Source organism: Lysinibacillus sp. NPDC097195, assembly GCF_044762075.1.
GTDB lineage: Bacteria > Bacillota > Bacilli > Bacillales_A > Planococcaceae > Lysinibacillus.
This window is the reverse complement of the sequence record NZ_JBIWDP010000001.1, coordinates 1543898-1563523: the sequence shown is the minus strand read 5'-3', so window position 1 is coordinate 1563523 and position 19626 is coordinate 1543898. Positions and strand designations below refer to the sequence as shown.

At 35.8% G+C, this 19626-nt stretch carries 23 protein-coding genes; 15 read left to right on the top strand and 8 right to left on the bottom strand.

Features of this window, described 5'->3' with window-relative positions:
* Positions 1–38: 38 nt before the first annotated feature.
* Complete coding sequence (locus ACIQXI_RS08095) at positions 39–230, top strand: zinc-finger domain-containing protein (RefSeq protein ID WP_231786000.1); 192 nt, start codon at positions 39–41, stop codon at positions 228–230.
* 411 nt (positions 231–641) lie between these two features.
* On the opposite strand, the gene ACIQXI_RS08090 is transcribed toward ACIQXI_RS08095, so the two are convergent.
* Both ACIQXI_RS08090 and pepF read right to left on the bottom strand, forming a co-directional pair.
* Positions 642–1625: an SEC-C domain-containing protein gene (locus ACIQXI_RS08090; protein WP_402923301.1), complete on the bottom strand. Its 984-nt coding sequence runs from the start codon at positions 1623–1625 to the stop codon at positions 642–644.
* Between the two features lie 227 nt (positions 1626–1852).
* A complete protein-coding gene (gene pepF, locus ACIQXI_RS08085) occupies positions 1853–3658 on the bottom strand; it encodes an oligoendopeptidase F (RefSeq protein ID WP_402923299.1) in 1806 nt (601 codons plus the stop codon).
* A gap of 223 nt (positions 3659–3881) precedes the next feature.
* Here pepF and ACIQXI_RS08080 point away from each other — a divergent pair, with 223 nt between their 5' ends.
* From ACIQXI_RS08080 to ACIQXI_RS08060, 5 genes are all read left to right on the top strand, one after another.
* Positions 3882–4322, top strand: coding sequence for a Dps family protein (locus tag ACIQXI_RS08080; protein ID WP_402923297.1), 441 nt, complete (start codon positions 3882–3884; stop codon positions 4320–4322).
* Positions 4323–4413: 91 nt separating this feature from the next.
* Positions 4414–4935, top strand: coding sequence for a general stress protein (locus ACIQXI_RS08075; protein WP_402923295.1), 522 nt, complete (start codon positions 4414–4416; stop codon positions 4933–4935).
* Between the two features lie 115 nt (positions 4936–5050).
* Positions 5051–5377, top strand: coding sequence for a helix-turn-helix domain-containing protein (locus ACIQXI_RS08070; RefSeq protein WP_402923293.1), 327 nt, complete (start codon positions 5051–5053; stop codon positions 5375–5377).
* 8 nt (positions 5378–5385) lie between these two features.
* Positions 5386–5721, top strand: a complete 336-nt coding sequence (locus tag ACIQXI_RS08065) for an IS3 family transposase (protein WP_402923292.1) — start codon at positions 5386–5388, stop codon at positions 5719–5721.
* 141 nt (positions 5722–5862) lie between these two features.
* On the top strand, positions 5863–6342 hold the full coding sequence (locus ACIQXI_RS08060; protein WP_402923290.1) for a DUF7878 domain-containing protein: 480 nt from the start codon (positions 5863–5865) through the stop codon (positions 6340–6342).
* A 92-nt stretch (positions 6343–6434) separates the two neighbouring features.
* Here ACIQXI_RS08060 and ACIQXI_RS08055 read toward each other — a convergent pair whose 3' ends face one another.
* Entirely contained in the window at positions 6435–6965 is a 531-nt protein-coding gene (locus tag ACIQXI_RS08055; RefSeq protein WP_402923289.1) for a GNAT family N-acetyltransferase, read from the bottom strand.
* Between the two features lie 198 nt (positions 6966–7163).
* Between ACIQXI_RS08055 and ACIQXI_RS08050 the strand changes: the two genes are divergently transcribed.
* Complete coding sequence (locus ACIQXI_RS08050; RefSeq protein WP_402923287.1) at positions 7164–7613, top strand: Dps family protein; 450 nt, start codon at positions 7164–7166, stop codon at positions 7611–7613.
* A gap of 198 nt (positions 7614–7811) precedes the next feature.
* The gene (locus ACIQXI_RS08045; RefSeq protein ID WP_402923285.1) at positions 7812–8327 is read left to right on the top strand and encodes a YflT domain-containing protein; all 516 of its coding nucleotides are present in this window, start codon (positions 7812–7814) and stop codon (positions 8325–8327) included.
* Positions 8328–8420: 93 nt separating this feature from the next.
* On the opposite strand, the gene ACIQXI_RS08040 is transcribed toward ACIQXI_RS08045, so the two are convergent.
* Complete coding sequence (locus tag ACIQXI_RS08040) at positions 8421–9320, bottom strand: DMT family transporter (protein ID WP_402923283.1); 900 nt, start codon at positions 9318–9320, stop codon at positions 8421–8423.
* A 131-nt stretch (positions 9321–9451) separates the two neighbouring features.
* On the opposite strand from ACIQXI_RS08040, the gene ACIQXI_RS08035 reads away from it, so the two are divergent.
* The 3 genes from ACIQXI_RS08035 (at position 9452) to ACIQXI_RS08025 (ending at position 11643) form a co-directional block, all read left to right on the top strand.
* Positions 9452–10327, top strand: coding sequence for a LysR family transcriptional regulator (locus ACIQXI_RS08035; RefSeq protein ID WP_402923281.1), 876 nt, complete (start codon positions 9452–9454; stop codon positions 10325–10327).
* A gap of 75 nt (positions 10328–10402) precedes the next feature.
* The gene (locus tag ACIQXI_RS08030; RefSeq protein WP_402923279.1) at positions 10403–11077 is read left to right on the top strand and encodes a phosphopantothenoylcysteine decarboxylase domain-containing protein; all 675 of its coding nucleotides are present in this window, start codon (positions 10403–10405) and stop codon (positions 11075–11077) included.
* A 410-nt stretch (positions 11078–11487) separates the two neighbouring features.
* A complete protein-coding gene (locus ACIQXI_RS08025; RefSeq protein WP_080653350.1) occupies positions 11488–11643 on the top strand; it encodes a YezD family protein in 156 nt (51 codons plus the stop codon).
* Positions 11644–11704: 61 nt separating this feature from the next.
* Here the strand turns inward: ACIQXI_RS08025 and ACIQXI_RS08020 are convergent, their stop codons facing one another.
* Positions 11705–12121 carry a YhfM domain-containing protein gene (locus ACIQXI_RS08020; RefSeq protein ID WP_402923277.1) on the bottom strand — a complete coding sequence of 139 codons (417 nt, stop codon included), beginning with the start codon at positions 12119–12121 and terminating at the stop codon, positions 11705–11707.
* Positions 12122–12213: 92 nt separating this feature from the next.
* On the bottom strand, positions 12214–12702 hold the full coding sequence (locus ACIQXI_RS08015) for a flavin reductase family protein (RefSeq protein WP_402923275.1): 489 nt from the start codon (positions 12700–12702) through the stop codon (positions 12214–12216).
* 307 nt (positions 12703–13009) lie between these two features.
* On the opposite strand from ACIQXI_RS08015, the gene ACIQXI_RS08010 reads away from it, so the two are divergent.
* The gene (locus ACIQXI_RS08010) at positions 13010–13546 is read left to right on the top strand and encodes a hypothetical protein (RefSeq protein WP_402923273.1); all 537 of its coding nucleotides are present in this window, start codon (positions 13010–13012) and stop codon (positions 13544–13546) included.
* Between the two features lie 174 nt (positions 13547–13720).
* Here the strand turns inward: ACIQXI_RS08010 and ACIQXI_RS08005 are convergent, their stop codons facing one another.
* Together ACIQXI_RS08005 and ACIQXI_RS08000 are read right to left on the bottom strand one after the other, a co-directional pair.
* Entirely contained in the window at positions 13721–14878 is a 1158-nt protein-coding gene (locus ACIQXI_RS08005) for an ABC transporter ATP-binding protein (RefSeq protein WP_402923272.1), read from the bottom strand.
* 111 nt (positions 14879–14989) lie between these two features.
* Positions 14990–15889, bottom strand: coding sequence for a PucR family transcriptional regulator (locus ACIQXI_RS08000; RefSeq protein WP_402923271.1), 900 nt, complete (start codon positions 15887–15889; stop codon positions 14990–14992).
* Positions 15890–16211: 322 nt separating this feature from the next.
* Here ACIQXI_RS08000 and ACIQXI_RS07995 point away from each other — a divergent pair, with 322 nt between their 5' ends.
* The 3 genes from ACIQXI_RS07995 (at position 16212) to ACIQXI_RS07985 (ending at position 19619) form a co-directional block, all read left to right on the top strand.
* A complete protein-coding gene (locus ACIQXI_RS07995; protein ID WP_402923269.1) occupies positions 16212–17132 on the top strand; it encodes a dihydrodipicolinate synthase family protein in 921 nt (306 codons plus the stop codon).
* A gap of 135 nt (positions 17133–17267) precedes the next feature.
* Positions 17268–18668, top strand: coding sequence for an ABC transporter substrate-binding protein (locus tag ACIQXI_RS07990; protein ID WP_402923267.1), 1401 nt, complete (start codon positions 17268–17270; stop codon positions 18666–18668).
* Positions 18669–18746: 78 nt separating this feature from the next.
* Positions 18747–19619: a carbohydrate ABC transporter permease gene (locus ACIQXI_RS07985; RefSeq protein ID WP_402923265.1), complete on the top strand. Its 873-nt coding sequence runs from the start codon at positions 18747–18749 to the stop codon at positions 19617–19619.
* Positions 19620–19626: the final 7 nt, after the last annotated feature.

Genomic DNA, 19626 nt, shown 5'->3' with positions numbered 1-19626 from the left:
GACATGAAATTTGGACGTGAAAGGGGCGAATGTTCTTAATGGATAAAGTGATGGTTATGAAAGATATTGATGAACTACATGATATGTACTGTGCTGATTGCTTAGTCATTAAGCAACTGCGGAAAGAACGTGGGAAACAAGGAGCCCATCGTTTTTGTATTGAGGCATGTACAGTAGGGGAGCGACTGCAATTTTTAGGGGAAGAGCTTATGAAAGTATATAGTAAATAAAGCTTTAATGGTAAAAACTCTCACAAAAATACCCAATCAGAAATTTTTATACATGAAAATAATCATATATTGTGCTGAACTTGCATAAATAACTATATGTTCGGAAATAATACAAATGGTTGGTTACCATAGAAAAAGCTACCTTGTTGTTCTGCAATGCAGATAACATACGTAGCTTTTTTCTATTTATAGGCAATGAGAAATCGCTGATAGAAGTCCCTGAATCGCCGGTAAACCTAGAAAAATCGCCGATAGAAGTCTATGAATCGCCGGTAAACCTAGAGAAATCGCCGATAGAAGCCCATGAATACCCAGTAAACTCATGAGAATCGCCACAAAACTAGGTGAAAGTACCACCATAGCAAAAAAGTGTTAGATTGAATGCAATCAATCTAACACTTTTTCTATTTATTATTTTGTTTCAGCGTATTGACTTAAGTCTTGATAGTATTTTGTTAAAGAGGAAGGAGAAATATCGAAAGTCGCTGCAATTTCTTTTACTGTTAAAGAAAGCGATTCAAATAGCTCTTTTTCCTGACCGTAACGAATGGCACCTGCTGCGATGGCCGCTTCTTTACGTGCAGATGGTTGTCCTTCGATTAAGTAATCTTCCAATAATTCAAGCATTGGCGCTGTTTCACGCTCATTTTGCTCAAGGAATTCCTTCACTTGTGCAATAACACCGTTCTCGAAGCTAGTGAATTCCTCACCTTTATAGCCATTCGATACAAGGAGTTCCCAGAATGAAAGATGATCTTCTTTTAAGAATGTTTGAACCTTCTTATCAGAAGCCTCGAAGTTTTCTTTTAGTTTCACAAATACCTTTTCATGGTCTTGTGGGAAGAATATAAGTGTAGACACCGCTAAATAATGGGCTTCTTGCTTCGTGCCATCAGGAAGGATGAATGCAAAGACATGCATGCCCTCAGGAATTGGCTTATCATTTTCGCGACGAATATAAATTTCTTCATTCGATAAAACATGACTCGCTTTAAAATATTTTTCCTCAACAACAGTCACTGTACCGATAAATAATGTTGGTTGTGACCAGCCTTCTAGCACTTTTAACGTAGAAGGTCTCACCGTCTTTTTCTTCGCTTTCTTTAAATAACCTTTCCAAATAGATGGCTCTTGATGGAAGAAGAAGTCGTCTAACGCAATCGCTTCAATCAGCTCACGTTGTAGTACGCTCTCTAATTTAGGCTGCCATGTACCAACATGTTCGATATAAGCACGAACATCTTTGCGTTCTGGATATTCTAGATAGAATGTTTGTAGTACACGCTCTAGTTCTTCGATTGCTACAGCTTCTACTGTAACTTGCTGTTTACCTTCACAACATTTTTTGTATTTTTTGCCGCTACCGCATGGGCATGGATCATTACGTTTTACCATAATTAGAACACTTCCTTTGAAAATTGTTAGTGGATTTTTGCTAAATAAATTGCGTACTCTTAATAATAACGGTACTTTTGTACGAAGAAAAATGATTATCTATTTTGAAATATCAAAAAAGTTGTTGGGGCGAGCCCTGATTCTAGTATATGTAAGAGTTTTATCGTGTAGAACTAAAAAATGAAAACCATCTACGTATTAGAACGTAGATGGTAACGTGAACACTATTAAGCTTCTATTTCAGCTGTTAGTCTTTCAAGCTCATCAATTAAATGACCAATGTAAGCAATGGTATCTCGTAGCGGTTGATCTGTTGTAACGTCCACACCTGCCATTTGTGCTAATTCAACAGGGGATTTGGTGCCACCTGCTTGTAATACTTTTAGCCATTCTTCTACAGCAGTATCGCCTTCTTTTAATATGCGTTGGGATACTTGAGTAGAGATTGTTAAGCCAGCACTATATGTGTATGGGTATAAGCCCATATAATAGTGAGGCTGGCGCATCCAAGTTAGCTCAGCGCCTTCTGAAATAGTGACAGTGTCGCCCCAGAAATCTTCTAAAACTGTACGTTTTAAATTATTTAACACAGTGGCATTAACTGATTCGCCTGCGTCAACTAATTCATACACTTTGCGTTGATAGGCTGCTTCTAATAAATGTGTTACGAAGTTATGATAATACGTTTTTGCTACGATATTAGAAATAACCCAACGTTTAAAGCGTTTATCATCGTTATGTGTTAATAAATAGTTTGCTAGCAACATTTCATTCATTGTCGATGGCGCCTCAATAAAGTATAGGGATGGGCGACTATTTAAATAAGATTGATGTGCATGTGCATTGACGAAGTGCCCGGCGTGACCAAGTTCATGGATAAGCGTAAACACCTCATTCATACGTTCATTCCATGACATTAAAATGTAAGGATGAGTGCCGTATGGGCTTGAGCAAAATGCACCCGTAGATTTACCTTTATTCGGAGCATAGTCAATCCAACGATCATTGAAAGCACTCTCAATCATTTGTTCGTAATCTTTACCCATTACAGCTAATGATTTTTCAACATAATCCTTGGCCTCAGCCATTGTTAATTTTGGATCATAGCTAGGATCAAGCGCTATTTTTAAATCAGCAAACGTCATGTTTTCTAAGCCATGTGCTTTTTGCACAAGCTTAGCATAACGGCGCATATGTGGGGCAAGCTCTTTCGTAATCAAGTCAATTTGACGATTATATAGTGAACGATCTACATCTTGGTCGAATAATAAATAGTCAATAACAGAATCGAATCCACGTAAGTCTGCAATTGTTTTTTCTTGCTGGATATGTGTGTTGTATACTTTAGCAGTTGTCTGTTGATACTCACGCAGTTTGTTAGAAAATGCATCGAATGCAGCACGGCGAGTCGTTGTATCAGTTTCAAGCTCCCAATCATTTTCAAATAACACATAGCTAAGCGGGTGCTTTTTGCCATTGGCTTCAAACTCACCAAAATGCATATCAACGAGCTTTGTTGTGTTATAAATTTCATAAGGTGCATCAAACGTAGAACTCAAGGCAGCAAGCGCTTTTTCGACTTCGGGATGTAGTTGATGTGGTTTTTGTTTTAAAAGCTCTGTTATATAGCGTTGATAGAGTGGGCTCGATGCAGCTGCTTCTTCTAAAATTGCTTCATCTAATGCAAGCAATTCACTATGAACAAATGCAAGAGAGCTGCTAATTTTACCAACGGCCGTACTAAATTTTGCTGCACGCATTTGCGCGACATCATCTGTACGATCCGCCTGAATATTTAAACTTGCATAAGTTCCAAGAGGCACGATACCGACTTGTAATGCTTCAAAGGCTGTCAGTACCTCAATAACTTTTTGCGCATCGGAAATAGTACCTTTATATGTGCTTTCAAATTTTACTGCTTCCTTAACAAACTGAGCTAAAGCAGGTTCAAAATCAGCATCATTTTCAAGTAAATCTTGTAAATTCCATGTTTCTTCCACTGCAACATCTTTGCGTAATGGTAATACTTCCATGTGAAAACACCCCTTTTAACGTAAGTGATTCCATTATAACGAAATTATTTCGAAAAGTGAAATAATTTTAGAGATAAAAATGACGATATTAGTAGCTCATTTTTTCGTAAAAATATTCATAATGATGTTTGAAAAAGTGAAAGTGGGGAAAATAAGAGGTATAGCCAATGCACAAACTAACCAATACTAAAGGCTAGTATGAAGAATTATTGGAGGAGATATTATGACACAAAATTTAAATCAACATCTAAATAAGCTAGTAGCAACATGGTCTGTATTATACACAAAATTGCATAACTACCACTGGTATGTAACTGGCAGTTCCTTTTTTACACTACATGAAAAATTTGAAGAATTATATAATGAAACTACATTAAATTTAGATGAAATTGCAGAGCGTATTCTTTCAAAAGAAGGTAAACCTGTAGCCACATTAAAAGAACACTTAGAGCTCTCATATATTGAAGAAGCAACGGGGAAAGAAACGACAGAAGAAATGGTCGCATCTACAATCTCAGACTTCCAAAAGTTAATGGAAGCTACAAATTCTACAATGGAGCTAGCAGCCCAAGAGGGTGATGATCGTACAGAAGATATGCTAAATGCTATGTATCAGTCTCTTGAAAAACATACTTGGATGTTAAAAGCATTTCTTAATAAGTAACATCAAAACGAACGAAGAACAACGGTAAAGGCAATTCCTCTGATACGATGTGTATTGAGTGAGCCATTAACATTAGGAGGACATAAATAGCATGAACGAACAAAATCCACATATTGAAGTGGCACACTCGAAAGAGGAAATGCTCGATATATTAACAAAGATACATGGTCAAGGCTTTCATACAAGCGATATTCATATTATTGCTAAAGATGCCACACCATTTGAAAACATTAAATGGGATGCAGATGTGAAAACACATGAGGCAGGTAATTGGGTAGATCAATTTAAATCATGGTTTACGGGTGAATCGGCCGTTAAGGAAGGCATCAAGCGTTTTCATTTAAGTGAAGGGCAAACGGCTTATTATGCACAGCTTGTAGAGCATGGAGCGATTGTCATATTTGCTGAGCGAGAAACGGATGCACCGGTAACGATTGCTATTGATCAAGAAGAAAATCGCTATCGTCATAATCCGTTGGAACCGCGTGTTACAGCACCAGAGCCATTTATTGATACGATAGATAATGCTGAGACACCTCAGCAGCGTGAAAATCGATTAATAGCTGAAGAGCGTGTGGAAGAAGAACAATTGAATACTGAGAAAACTGAGTAAGTAAAGCCCCCTCGACAAAATAAGGGGGCTTTTTTTGTATTTACATTTCTATTCATAGCCTTAACAATTATAATAGTATAAAAATGACGGATATGCCGAAAGGACAGCCTACCATATGCCAAAGGGAAGAAAAACAACTTTAGATGAACGAATTCAAATCGTTCACTATTGTTTACAAAACGACAACAACTATCAACTAACAGCGAATACCTATCAAGTATCCTATCAACAAGTTTATCAATGGGTTAAAAAATATCAAGCTGGTGACGAAGTGTCATTACAAGATAAACGCGGTCGCAATAAAGACGACCAAGAGCGAACAACGGCAGAGCAATGCCAACTCGAAATTAAACAACTGGAACGTGAAAATGAACGGCTACGTACCGAAAATGCGTTATTAAAAAAGCTAGAGGAGCTGGAGAGGGGGAGAAGCATGCTCTAGATAAATATATGGCCATTCATGCATTGCATCACAACGACAACTACTCGATTTCACTACTATGTCAATGCGCAGGCATTGCACGCTCTGCTTACTATAAATGGACACAGCGGACACCAACGACAAGACAACAGGAAAATGACTTGATTTTAAAAGAAATAAGCGAGCTATATGAACAGGGACACACGAACTATGGCTATCGCAAAATGACCCGATATCTAAATGAAAAATATAATACACAATATAATCATAAAAGGATTTACCGATTGATGAAATTAGCAAGTCTGCAATCGGGAGGGAGTAGTGTAATCATAAAAAGCCCTACTAACAATCTAAATGAAGAGTAATGATCATAAAAATTTGCACAATGTAAAGCTCAAAACGCTAATTATATTAGCGCTTTGAGTTTTTTTATTATTTATTGACCAATAAATGCCGTACTTTTATAATCTATAAAAAATAAGGAAAACTAGATGGAGGGATGGTAAATGAATGCGCATACAGCAATTGATTTTGAAGTGAAGATTAGTGGAGAACCTGACTACATTTCAAATAAAGATAATCGAAATGTTTCGTGTATTTTGAGTGTCGATGCTATTTTACAAATTCAAATGAATGATGAGTTATATTTTGAAGAAGAACTAGCTTTATTGGAATTTTATAAGTCTCTGTATGTGTGGAAAGAAAAATTAAAAGAAGATGCGAGGTTGGAATTTCATTATTTTTCAATAGAGTATGATAATTATGAAGATGGAGCTATCCTTTCACTAATACCCTTTTCTAATAAAGCTCGAGTAAAATCGATTTGGGCAAAATCTAGCGTTTATAATGTTTTTGACTTAGATTATATTGTCAATGCATTTTTAGCTTTAGAGAAAAAACTTAAAGAAGATATTGAAAGTTACTTTAAGATTGACTTAGGGAAGTTTATTAAACATATTCCCTATAGTGTCATGGTAGATAATTGATTTGGAGTAATTTATTATTTCAATAAAATCATAAAAACAGTAGCCACCGATCAAATAAAATTGATAGGTGGTTTACTAGTTTAATAACAACTCTACTCATTAAAAATGGCTTCCGAAACGCTCCAACGATAATAAACAAACTTCACATTTTGTCCATGCATGGTAAACTCCTCATTACTTGTACCAGTGAAGATAAAGCCATTTTTCTCTAATACTTTTTGTGAGGCTATATTGTTTGTTGTCGTTTTCGCAGCAATTTGTCGTATACCTAGATTGCTCACTCTCGCTATTAATAACTGTAACGCTTTATTGGCAATACCTTGGCCAATATGTTTCTCACCAACTCGGTAACCGATATGACCTAGCTGTAGATCTTTATCGATATCTGTTAAATTGATGCGTCCAACGATATGTCCAAGTTCATTTTTAATTAAATAGAAATAGGATAGCTTCTGCGCTTGCTCATCTAATAGCATAATGTTTTTCTTTTTAAAAATAGTAAAATCATAATAATCCTCGCCACGACTAGGCACCATTTTTTCAAAATATGTCCGGTTTTCAAGCTCAAATGCATATAAATTTTCCATATCATCAAATGCCATTTCGTTTAATGTAATCTTCATAAAGTCTCCTATGTTAGATTGGTTTTATTCCATTGTACAATAACTAGCACTAAGTGGAATATATTTACTGTCTCAGGAACTAAGGAAGGAAAATTTTTCACTTCACTAATTATTTTTATTTTATTTGTCTACTTGACAGGGTTCGTCATTATATTGCATACTAAAACCTATAAAAAACAATAATTTGGAGGGGTAATTATGCCACAAGATTTAAACAAGGAATTGAATAAACTCGTAGCAACATGGTCAGTACTGTATACGAAACTACATAACTATCATTGGTATGTAACCGGTAATGCCTTTTTTACACTCCATGCAAAATTTGAAGAATTATATAATGAGGTTACATTGAATTTCGATGATACAGCGGAGCGTATACTGTCTAAAGGTGGAGAGCCCGTAGCTACATTAAAAGAGTATCTTGAATTATCACATGTCGATGAAGCAACAGGGAAAGAAACAGCAGATGAAATGGTAGCAACTACTATTTCAGACTTTGAAAAGCAGATGAAAGCGATTCATACTGCAATGCAGTTAGCTGCAGAAGAAGGGGATGACCGTACAGAAGATTTACTGAATGCGATGTATCAATCTCTTGAAAAACATACTTGGATGTTAAAAGCGTTTCTTGATAAAAAATCAGCTTAATGAATATAAGCACTTGGCATTTACTAGACGATGCCAAGTGCTTTTTTTATGGCCAAACAAGCAATATGACAAAAAGACAACAGAAGGCAAAATGATGTAACGATTATTACAGTTTTATAAAGGATGCTTAAAAAAGGTTTTTTGCGAAAGTGTCGGGGTACATACATAGTAAGCCTTACAAATTAGGAGGAATTGAACATGATGAATGAACAAAACCCAAAAATTGAAGTTGCCCATACGAGAGAAGAGATGTTTCATATTTTAAAATGTATGCGCATGGAAGGTTATGACACAGATGAAATTCATATTATTTCGAAAGAAGCTCATGAAATTGACGATGTGAAATCGAATGTTGATGTAAAAACGCATGAGGCAGGTAATTGGTTTGACCAAATTAAATCATGGTTTACAGGTGAAACTGCTGTTACAGAAGGTCTAAAACGCTTTGATCTTACAGAAGGACAAACCGCTTATTATGCTCAACTGGTGGAGGAAGGTGCTATTGTCTTATATGCTGAGCATAATGACGACAACACTGTCAATCCTAATACGTCGACACTTATCTCTGAATCAAAACTGGCACAACTAGATCCGTTCGATACACGAGTAACGCCACCCAAATCGACTGTCCATGAGACACCGGCACAACGTGAGGAACGTTTAAAAGCGGAAGAACGCTTGAATGATGCTGAGCAAATGAGACGTTATCTATAATTATAATGGGCAGGATAGCCTGCAAATAAGAAAAAGTGAAATGGTCATTTAGCCATTTCACTTTTTCTTTTATTTAAAATGTCATGTGCAAACTTAATGCATAATTTTTTCATGCTCATGTTTTCTCATAAATCGTAAAATATGTAAATGCTCCAATTGTGCAACAAGATTCCCAATCAATATAAAGCTTCCGCCAATAAGTAGTTTTACTGATAGTCCTTCACCGATAAACATCATAGCAAACATAGCCGCGAAAATAGGCTCTAACGAGAAAATTAGCCCTGTATGTGTAGCAGATGTATACTGTTGTGCAACAGTTTGCCCAACAAAGCAAAATGCGCTACAAATAATACCTAACCCTAAAATTGCAATCCAAGAAGTAGTAGAGTTTGGCAGTGTTGGTGTTTCAAACAACAGTGTTAAAACTAGGGCGTATAAGCCAGCAAAACCGAGTTGATAGATGCCATAGGAAATCGATTCTACACTACGTGTAAAATGACCGTTTAACAGTAAATAAATTGAATAACATAGTGCTGCAATGGCAACTAATATATCGCCAGTTTGGAATGTAAAAGAGTGTTGAAGCGTCAATACAGCAATACCAATCATCGTGCTTACGATTGCAAAACTTACTGCTTTTGACGGTAATTTTTTGTCGATAAAGCTACTGAATATAGGCACTAAGACGACTGTAAGACTTAAAATAAAGCCTGCGTTGGCAACGGAAGTTGTCTCTAAACCCAATAAGCTAAGTGCAAACACAATGAATAACAGCAAACCTTGAATAGCTGCGTATTTTAATGTTTTAAAATCGACTTTTATCATTCGTTTGTAAAAGACTAAACCTGCAACTAAAAATGCGATGAGACAGCGTAAAGCTACCACATTATAAACAGCTAATGTTTCAAGTCCCATTACCATAAACGTATAAGACAATCCCCAAAACATTGTTACAATGATCATTAATAAATTTGCTTTTCCTTGATTACTCACTTTGCACCTTCTATCTGTGTACTAAAACAGTTTTATACTAAAAATTACTATATATCTTGGATTGAGATTAGTAAAACGAATGTTTATAATGAATAATATTAAAAAAATTCATGTACAAAGTGGGAATGGGAATGAGCTTAGTCAAATATGAGATTTTGAATAAAGTGGCTGAAGTTTCGAGCTTTACAAAAGCAGCCGATGCTCTTGGATTAACGCAATCGGCAGTGAGTCATGCTGTCTCAAGTTTAGAGAAAGAATGTGGATTTGCCCTTATTCATCGAAGTCGAACAGGTGTAACATTAACAAGTGAGGGGCAAACAATGCTGCGGGCGATGCGCCAAGTGCTTGATGCAGATGAATTATTACAACAAGAAGCGGCGCATATTCTTGGTGTCACTCGGGGGAAATTACGTATCGGCGTTATTTCTAGTATTTCGTCCAACTGGATGCCCGAAATTATCGGTATTATGGACAATCAATTTCCTGGTATAAAAGTAGAGTTACGCGAGGGCGATTATTATGAAATCGAACAGTGGCTCCAAAGTGGCGAAGTGGATGCAGGCTTTTTAAATGGTCAAAAATCGTTGCAATTTCAATTTATTGAGTTAGTACAAGATCCACTTTTATGCATCGTTTCTAACCAAAGTGAGCTCTATCATCGTACAGAAATTGATATTACGGAACTAGAAGATATGCCTTTTATTATGACATCCTATCGAGGTACCAATGATGTCAAAGTCATTTTAGAGCAATACCATGTCAAACCGAATATACGATTTGAACTATCGGAGGAGGTTGGGATTATTTCGATGATTTCTCACCACCTAGGTATTTCGATTTTACCTCGTTTAGTTATTAACCGATTGCCATCTTCATTAAAGGCTATACCGCTAAAGCAAGGTGGTTATCGTACAATTGGACTTGCAATGAAACATCAAGCGTCCCCAGTGACGAAGAAGTTTGCGGAAATTTTAAGTACATGGCTAAAAGAACAAAATAAGAAATAGGTTATTTTAGTTTTTTACGTTAAAATAGAATAAGTAGAAATTTCATGATAGCTTGAACAGAAAAGGTGAGTGTGCGTGGGGACATTACAAGGAAAAACCGTACTCATTACAAGTGGGGGAACACTTGAAAAATGGGATCGTGTGCGTGGGCATACGAATTTATCGAAGGGCTCAATGGGCTGTTATTTAGCAGAAGAAGCACTAGCCGCAGGTGCAAATGTTATTTATATGCATGGCTATTTTGCACAGCTGCCAGTAAATCAAGACAAAATGCGTACAATTCGCTTTGAAGGGATTGAAGACTTAGGTGACAAGGTTCGCCATGCAGTCCAAAATGAACAAGTAGATATTGTCATTATGGCAGCGGCAGGTTCTGATTGGGTCATCGATAAGGTCTATGATCAGTCTGGAAATCTTATGGAAGAAACAGGGAAGATGCCGTCGGACGAGCCGCCTGTTATTCACTTTAAAAAAGCACCAAAAGTATTAGGTCAAATTAAAGGTTGGCAACCGAATTTGACGTTAGTAGGATTTAAATTAGAAGCCACAGATGATGAGCAATTTCTGCTATCTAGGGCACGGCTTCGTATGGAAACAGCGAACGCGCAATTGATGGTTGCTAATAGCTCGCAATCACTTTATGGTGGACAAGAGCCACATTGGATTGTACCTGCCCATGGTGAACCGATACAAGTGATTGGTAAACAAGAAACGGCAAAAATGTTGATAAAATACTTACAAAACGTATAACGACAAGCTGTGTAGAAGATAATATTCTGCACAGCTTTTTTTAGTTGTTATTCATAATTCGTGCTTTGTAAAAGTATGTATAAAAGTAAAGATAGTAAGCGGTTTATATGTGTTGGACAGATGTGTCGATAGAAGGAATTTTCATAAAATAATGGCGTAAAAATAAAGCTTTTTTCTTAATTTCAAAGTATTCAACTCGGTTTTGTAATATTTATATTGACAATAGGTTTTCTGAATTATAGAATTATTTGCAAGAAACGTATTGGGTTTATCGTGAGGGTAGAGAGACTAGGGACGATGAAGCCTAGGCAACCTAGTTATTCGGTGCTAGTTTTCTGACAGATAAGGGGCCATTAATGCATGGATCTCTTTTCTACACAAAAAGTATGCCAAAAGAAGGGGTGTATCGTATGTCTCAATTATCAAAGATTGATGATAAGAAATTAGAAGTAATTGCGAAGGCCATTCAAAATTTGGAGTTTGGTGAAGTACAAATTACCATTCAAGATGGTGTCATTGTCCAAATTAATCGACTTGAGAAGCAAAGATTTCCACAGAAAAAGTAAAGCCCTATTGGCAGCGGGAAAAGTTTAGACCACCTTCTATACTTTAAGGTGGTCTAAAGCTTTATTTTACATCGGCTAGACTACTGTCAGTTAATATTTTAAATAAAATACTAGCATCTTTTTCGTTTAAATGAACGTATAACTGGTCGCCTTGTACTAGTTCTAGTGTGTTGTTGTTTGGACTTGTCCAAACAGAATAAGGTATCGCTTTAGCTTGGATTTTAGGATCAATAAATTGAAAAATAAATTGATAGTCAGGGGGGCGCTTCATATCAACTTTTACTTGCTCCCAGTCGGCATTATGCAATGTTTTTTTTACCTTCTTCACGTTTTTCGAACTGGTGATTTCTTTAAAATCCTCATAAATTCCTTCTGCGTTTGTTTTTTCAACTTCGATTTTTTGTCGTTCAAAAGTAGTGCAACCTGCTATGATGAAAACGCACAATGCAAGGACAAGCATATTTCTACAATAACGCATTACAGTCGTTTCCCTCCTTTTCCAGCTACGTAAGGATTGCATACTAAAAAAGTAGGTATCTCAAAAGTGATTTTTGAAATACCTAGAGCTTTCTATTCGTAAAAACTTGTTGGAATTTGCCCGATATGTCTACGATGATAGAGCAATGGTTCCTTTTGGGCATTGTCGATTGCTAACACATGACCGATGAAGATCGTATGGTCACCTGCATCAATTTTGTTATATGTTTCGCACTGCAGGGTAGCTAATGTATCATGCAAGATTGGTAACCCATGTGCAGAAGGAGACCAATGGACTTGGGCAAATCGGTCCGCAATTTTACTTGAAAATAACGTACATAAATGCGATTGTTCATTTGCTAAAATATTAACGGCAAATTTTCCGGCATTATTGAAAAGCGGATGCAGCTGCGATTTTTTGTCCAGCGACCATAGGATAAGGAGCGGATCAATCGACACCGATGCAAAAGAATTAACCGTTAAGCCAATCGGTTCATGCGCGTCATTGTAAGCTGTAACAACTGTGACACCTGTTGGATAATTACCTAAAGCCTGTTTAAAAGCAGTTACTTTGTCTGTCATACATATCACCTCTTATTATGTTATGGAAAAATCGGGTTGTTTGTTCTTGTATCATTTTTTTCTAGTGCTATTATGGATAGCCTACAAAATAATCCAGTAACTGTAAAGTAGATTAAGATTAATTAATTTGAAAAATCAATGAAAAAGTTTATTAATACTGACCATTACTTGGGTACCATGGCGAGATTTTAGCTAAAGAAGGAACAAATAGTATGTTCTAAGTAGATGAGGTTAAATACGTATTAGGGATTAAAGATGGGCATAGTAAACAACTATATCCAAAAAACTAATATGAGGTGAAGATATAATGGAAATAGTAACAATTAACGAATTTATTGTAAAAAGAACTATAACCGATTTGGAAGATGCAGTTAATAATCCTGATAAGTACACGATAAGCATAAACAACAATTGGGATGAATTTGTTACTTTTATCAATAACAATCGAAGCAAATATATAGAAGAAGACGGTCTTTTTACACTTGATGGAGGGTTATCGATAAAAAAATATAATAAAGAAATCATAGGTGTTCGATATTGGGACTATCTCCCTGAGTTATGGGGATATATTTTAAATGTTATAGAAGAATACTTAGAGGACGGAATTGGGAAATGTTATTTTCCCGATCAACCAGTTAGAATTCAGTTAAAGCAATTAAAAAATAATAAAGTACAATTTTTATTTGATAATGATGATCATGTGGTGGAATTTGAACAGAAAATGTTATTAGGAATTTTTTTAAATCGTGCTGAAGTCTTTTTTAATGTTCTTGTAAAAGATCTTGATTTGCCTGAATACAGCTACCAAATTGAAAAAATTCGAAAATTAAAAACCCGTATATAATCAAAAAGTGTTAGATTGATTGAATCAATCTAACACTTTTTCTATACCGATAATATCCACCGTGGCGATGTTTTCTGCTCAGCACAGTAAGCCGTAACCCTCGCTAATATGCAGAGTGCCACCGTCTTTCATTGTGTGCTGTTATGAGCAGGAGTCACCAACTTCGTTACCATCTTAGCCAACAACAACTGACTTTTCAGTGCCTTCGTTGCCTTTGTTTTGTCCACTATTACCTGGAATAATACGATTCTCCGTGTCTTTATCGAAGAAGTGGACTTTGTTCATATCTAATGCCAGTGGCAATACTTGACCTGGCTTAGCAGTGGCATTGGAATCTACACGTGCAATAAATTGATGACCTTCGATTTGTGAATACAGCATAATTTCTGCGCCCATTAATTCAGCTACTTCAATTGTTACATCGACTTTTGAACCTGGAGTTGATTCGATAAATGCCTGTTCATCGTGGAAATCTTCAGGACGAATACCCATAATAATTTCTTTATTGTTATAGCCTTGTGCAAGTAAGTCTTTCATTCTTTCTTGTGGCACTGTGATGGACGTATTCCCAATGTGGAATTTGCCATCTGTAAGTGTACCTGTAAAGAAGTTCATAGCAGGGGAGCCGATAAATCCGCCGACAAATACATTGTTCGGTTGCTCATATACTTCTTTTGGTGCACCTACTTGTTGAATAATGCCATCTTTCATAACAACGAGGCGAGTAGCCATTGTCATGGCTTCTGTTTGGTCATGTGTTACGTAAATTGTCGTTGTTTGTAAACGTTGATGAAGTTTTGTAATTTCAGCACGCATTTGCACGCGAAGTTTAGCATCTAAATTCGATAAAGGTTCATCCATTAAAAAGACTTTTGCATCACGCACAATGGCACGTCCTAATGCAACACGTTGACGTTGACCACCTGAAAGTGCTTTCGGTTTACGATTCAAGTATTCCTCAAGACCTAAGATGCGTGCAGCTTCGTTAACACGGCGATTGATTTCATCTTTTGGTAATTTACGAAGTTTTAAGCCAAATGCCATATTTTCAAATACGCTCATATGCGGGTATAGTGCATAGTTTTGGAATACCATGGCGATATCACGATCTTTTGGGGCAACATCATTCATGCGTTTGCCATCAATAATTAAATCACCTTGTGAGATTTCTTCTAATCCAGCTACCATACGTAATGTTGTAGATTTACCACAACCAGAAGGTCCTACAAAAACAATAAATTCTTTATCCTCAATATCAAGATTGAAATCTTTTACTGCTGTTACATTCTTATCGTAGATTTTAAAAATATGTTGTAATTTTAATTCAGCCATTCTCGTCATCTCCCTTAAATATGTATATGTTTTTTTCGAGTATAAGAGAAAAATATGTAAATTGTATACGTATACATTACACAAAACATGATTGGGCACATTGAACAACTATTAATAATTTTCAGATTTTAGTAATAACATAGCAAGAGAAACAAAGGCAGCATTTGTAAAGGAACGAATGTCTATCCCAGTGTTTTCAATAAACTTGTCCAACCGGTACTGCAGGCTATTGCGATGAATATAAAGCTTTTTAGCAGTTAAAGAAGCGTTTAAATTACATTGTAAAAAAACTTGAATCGTTTGAAGCATTTCTTGTGCTTGCAAACTTTCTGCTAACAGATTAGACAATATGTCTTTCTGTACGTATGACGGCGAATCAATAAGTAATAATGGGAATGCTTCGTAAAACGTCATGGATTGCTCACGATTCGCATAGCGATGGATCGCTTTAAAACATTTGTATTCATAATGGAATTTATCTTTTACACCTTGATCAGCTGTATGTAGTTGACCGATATAACTATAAATTTGAACAAAAAAATCACTCATTAATGTATCACTTAGTTGATTGAATGACTCTTTATCAAACATTACTTGTGGCTTTTCATCTATTATGATGCCTTGTCTTTCGTCAATCATTAAAAGGATAGGTTGCCCAATCACACCTGTTATTGCTTCTTTAAAGTTATTAATATCGTCAATTGGTTGTTTTAAATAGAAATAAAAAAAGCGTAAGTTTTTTATATCTTGTAAAAAGGGTAGCTCTTTTGCATCATTAAATAAAAACTCAAACCATTTTTGCTGAATAGTAGATTGATGTTGGCTGTTTGTATGATTTTCAATTAGTTGAAATAAAGTCGTTAGTAGGTTGAGTTCCACATCAGAAAGAGCGGATTTCATTATGCCAAATGTTGTTCCGTCTTCGGTTGTAAACCAATATCGTGTATGATCCTTAGCATTATATGTAGTAGTAAAAGCTGTGTGAAAAAATTTTTCTAGTTTGTCGAGCATGTGTTTCCTCCTTTTAGTACTGATTGTAAACAATTATATTACTTACTGTAAAACGATTGCTACACAGCAACTTTTAAATTGTTATTATCAGCAGCACTTCCTAGTTACTATAGCAAGGAATTTTTCACTATGCGGCAATTCTTTTTTTTATGCATACTTAAGGTGAAATTTTTCTCCACAAATTTAAAAAATAAAGAAAATTATTTACATTTGCTTGTGACTTGTTATAATATTACTTGTAAGCGTTAACACTTAATAGTTCTTGACGCAAGACAAAGGTAGTAAATTAAGTTTTCATCAAATTAATTAGGTGGTGTTCATAGTGAATGTAGAAAAGTATAAAGGTATCATTCCTGCATTTTATGCTTGTTATGATGAGCTAGGAGAAGTATCAGAGAGCAGAACAAAAGAATTGTGTAACTATTTCCTTAATAAAGGTGTTAAAGGTCTATACGTTGGTGGAAGTTCAGGTGAATGTATTTATCACAACCTTGAAGAAAGAAAAGCAACATTAAAATATGTGGCAGAACAGGTAAAAGGAAAGCTTACGTTAATTGCTCATGTCGGTGCTCCTTCAACAAGAGATAGTGTCATTTTAGCAAAATATGCTGAGGAATTAGGCTATGATGCTGTATCGGCAATTCCACCTATTTACTTTAAATTTTCTGAAAGTTCAGTTTATAAATATTGGACAGAAATTATGGATGCAACAAACATGCCATTCATTATTTACAATATTCCGCAAACAACTGGTTTTGACCTTTCTATCAATCTATTCAAGAAATTGTTAGAGAATAAGAAAGTCATCGGGGTGAAAAATTCTTCGATGCCGGTGATGGATATTGAAAGATTTAAGTCTACTGCTGGTGAAGATTTTATTGTATTTAATGGCCCGGATGAACAATATGTTGCAGGCAGAGTCATTGGTGCAGATAGTGGCATCGGTGGAACGTATGGAGCGATGCCAGAACTTTTCTTAATGGCAGAAGAATTCATTACAGCGGGAGATCTCGCAAGTGCAAGAAAAATTCAACATGATATTAACGATATTATCGTTGCGTTATGTTCATTAAATGGTTCGATGTATTCGACAATAAAAGAAGTTTTAAAATTAAACGGGGTCAATATTGGCAGTGTCAGAGGCCCACTAGAGCCTGTATCAGGTGAAGATTTAACGAAAATTGCAGACATTAAAGCGTTAATTGACAATGCAACAAGTAAATACAAAGGTTTGCTAATTTAAACTGTAACGCTTCAGACAAAGGGAAATGTTGAAATGAATGTAGCTTTACAATAGAAGGTCACAAGCCAGTAACCTGGCTTGTCTTTCATAAAGGTCATTTCATTATTAGTTTATATTATTAAGGGGGAGTAGTTTATGTTGAAAAGACGTTATCTAGCAACAGCAATGGCCATTTTGTTTGTTATTTCTGTGCTAGCAGGATGTACGAGTAAATCGGATGATAGTGCAAGTTCAAGTACAAGTTCATCTGATGATACGGTAGAACTAAAAGTTTGGTTAACACCACAGTGGAAAGGCGTACTTGACGCTTCTGAAGATGGTGCCGATTTTGATAGTTTCTTCAAACATGCAGGGGAGCGGTTCGCTGCTGAGTATAAGGATCACAAAGTAAAGGTCAATGTTGAAGTGATTGCAGCGGATCAACGAGATGAGTTACTAAACGTAAGCCTAAATGGTGGTACGCCTCCAGATGTATTTTTTGAAAGCGTATTCGCTATGGGGGACTATGCGCATCGCGGTGCTTTAGTACCGTTAAATGATATTGTCGATGATGCATCGAAAAAAGATATCGCTCAAGGATATTGGGATACTGTGACATTTGGTGATGATGTTTATTTCTTCCCGTTCTCACACAACCCAGGTACTTTAACGTATAACGCAGATATGTTTAAAGCAGCAGGACTTGATGAGTATATTGGTGGAGAGTATGAAATCAAAACTTGGACACTAGCAGATTATGAAAAAATTCTTAATAAGTTAAAAACAGATTTGCCTAAAGATAAGTATTCGAATGCTTATCCAATGGGATTATATGCTCTAAACAACCAAGGAGATACTTGGAATCTTGCATATTTAAGAATGTTTGGTAATCAATTCTTTGATAACAATGGCAATATCATTATTGATGATGCGAATGGTGTGAAAGCAGCAAATTGGTTAAAGAAAATTTATGATGATGGCTTAACAAACCCAGGTGTAGAATCTGTTTCTTCAAACGATGTCAACGCGATGTTCCAAAATCAACAACTTGCTATTAGTTTTACAAATGCAATTTTATTCAATAATGCAAAGGCTGATATGGAAAGTGGTAAAGCACCAAAATTTGATATTCGATTAGCAAACATTCCATCTGAAAGTGGAGATCCACTATCATTTACGTATGTAACTGGTGCAACAGTCTTTGATACAAAAGATGAAACAAGAATTCAAGTTAGTAAAGATTTTGTGAAATTCATTTCAACGGATCCAGAACTTGTTAAGGCTTCTAAAAATGGTGTGCCAGTAAGAACTTCTGTTGCTGATGAGTTTAAATCAGAAAAACCATACTTCGAAGCATATTCAGCGAACGATCCATATATGTTTAACTTCACAGGAAATGTACCTGGCTACAGCCAATTAAGACAAGTGCTATATCCAGAATTACAAGCATTATATACAGGTGGTAAAAAAGCAGAAGAAGCTGTGAAAGATTACCAAACAAACGGTAATAAAGTGATTGAAGAATCGAAGGCAGACTCTGTTATCTATAATAAATAGCTTTACGCGTATATAACTTTACAACAATTTAAGCCCCTTGTTTTTGGGGCTTAAATTGTAGAAAGGTAAATGATACCGATGAAAATCAATAAAAAGTCTTTAAAAGAAAATATGACCGGCTACTTGTTTATTGGGCCTCAAATCATACTATTTTTAGTGTTTTTAGTTTACCCAATCATCGAAGGCATTCGTTTAAGTTTATTTAAAATTAACTATCAAAATGAAATATTTGTTGGCTTTGAGAACTATCGAAAATTATTTAGCGATCCTGTATTCGTACAGTCTACGATTAACACAATTATTTTCGTTGTATTCATTGTGGCGTTAACGGTAATTTTCGCTATGTTTGTTGCCTCAGCTGTATTTGATAAAAATGCGAAATATGTGTCCTTCATACAAGGTGCCTATTATATTCCTGTAATGGTTTCGATGGTTGTAATGAGTATGATTTGGAGCTTCCTACTAAACCCAGCAAATGGGCTTATCCCGTTTATCGCGAGAAAGATGGAAACATCAGTGAATTTTTTAGGGGATACACATTGGGTACTTCCAGTCATAATTTTCGTAACATTTGCGACGAATGTGGGGCAAGCAATTATTTTATATATTGCTTCTATGATTGGTGTTCAAAAGGAACTTTTTGAAGCAGCAGAAGTGGATGGCGCAAGCCGAATGAAAATTATTTTTAAAATCATTATTCCGATGGTTAAACCAACTACGGTTTACATTATTATTATGAACATTATTGCGGTACTAAAAATATTTGTTGTTATACAGCTATTAACAGGTGGGGGACCAAACAATGCCTCTACAACCCTTATGTACTACTTATATAATAATGCCTTTAAGTATAATCAGCTTGGTATTGCTTCTGCAGTAGGTGTAATTATGTTCCTTATTACTTTAGTGTTATCTACTCCACAGCTAAGAACTATGCTTAAGAAGGATTAGAGGTGAC

Bases quoted from the DNA above. Each gene is read 5' to 3' on its own strand.
- ACIQXI_RS08095 (WP_231786000.1), top strand. From the start codon at position 39: ATGGATAAAGTGATGGTTATGAAAGATATTGATGAACTACATGATATG.
- ACIQXI_RS08025 (WP_080653350.1), top strand. From the start codon at position 11,488: ATGTCTCAATTATCAAAGATTGATGATAAGAAATTAGAAGTAATTGCG.
- ACIQXI_RS08080 (WP_402923297.1), top strand. From the start codon at position 3,882: ATGACACAAAATTTAAATCAACATCTAAATAAGCTAGTAGCAACATGG.
- ACIQXI_RS07990 (WP_402923267.1), top strand. From the start codon at position 17,268: ATGTTGAAAAGACGTTATCTAGCAACAGCAATGGCCATTTTGTTTGTT.
- ACIQXI_RS08075 (WP_402923295.1), top strand. From the start codon at position 4,414: ATGAACGAACAAAATCCACATATTGAAGTGGCACACTCGAAAGAGGAA.
- ACIQXI_RS07985 (WP_402923265.1), top strand. From the start codon at position 18,747: ATGAAAATCAATAAAAAGTCTTTAAAAGAAAATATGACCGGCTACTTG.
- ACIQXI_RS08035 (WP_402923281.1), top strand. From the start codon at position 9,452: ATGAGCTTAGTCAAATATGAGATTTTGAATAAAGTGGCTGAAGTTTCG.
- ACIQXI_RS08065 (WP_402923292.1), top strand. From the start codon at position 5,386: ATGGCCATTCATGCATTGCATCACAACGACAACTACTCGATTTCACTA.
- ACIQXI_RS08060 (WP_402923290.1), top strand. From the start codon at position 5,863: ATGAATGCGCATACAGCAATTGATTTTGAAGTGAAGATTAGTGGAGAA.
- ACIQXI_RS08005 (WP_402923272.1), bottom strand. From the start codon at position 14,878: ATGGCTGAATTAAAATTACAACATATTTTTAAAATCTACGATAAGAAT.
- ACIQXI_RS08010 (WP_402923273.1), top strand. From the start codon at position 13,010: ATGGAAATAGTAACAATTAACGAATTTATTGTAAAAAGAACTATAACC.
- ACIQXI_RS08015 (WP_402923275.1), bottom strand. From the start codon at position 12,702: ATGACAGACAAAGTAACTGCTTTTAAACAGGCTTTAGGTAATTATCCA.
- ACIQXI_RS08050 (WP_402923287.1), top strand. From the start codon at position 7,164: ATGCCACAAGATTTAAACAAGGAATTGAATAAACTCGTAGCAACATGG.
- ACIQXI_RS08000 (WP_402923271.1), bottom strand. From the start codon at position 15,889: ATGCTCGACAAACTAGAAAAATTTTTTCACACAGCTTTTACTACTACA.
- ACIQXI_RS08070 (WP_402923293.1), top strand. From the start codon at position 5,051: ATGCCAAAGGGAAGAAAAACAACTTTAGATGAACGAATTCAAATCGTT.
- ACIQXI_RS08055 (WP_402923289.1), bottom strand. From the start codon at position 6,965: ATGAAGATTACATTAAACGAAATGGCATTTGATGATATGGAAAATTTA.
- pepF (WP_402923299.1), bottom strand. From the start codon at position 3,658: ATGGAAGTATTACCATTACGCAAAGATGTTGCAGTGGAAGAAACATGG.
- ACIQXI_RS08045 (WP_402923285.1), top strand. From the start codon at position 7,812: ATGATGAATGAACAAAACCCAAAAATTGAAGTTGCCCATACGAGAGAA.
- ACIQXI_RS08020 (WP_402923277.1), bottom strand. From the start codon at position 12,121: ATGCGTTATTGTAGAAATATGCTTGTCCTTGCATTGTGCGTTTTCATC.
- ACIQXI_RS08090 (WP_402923301.1), bottom strand. From the start codon at position 1,625: ATGGTAAAACGTAATGATCCATGCCCATGCGGTAGCGGCAAAAAATAC.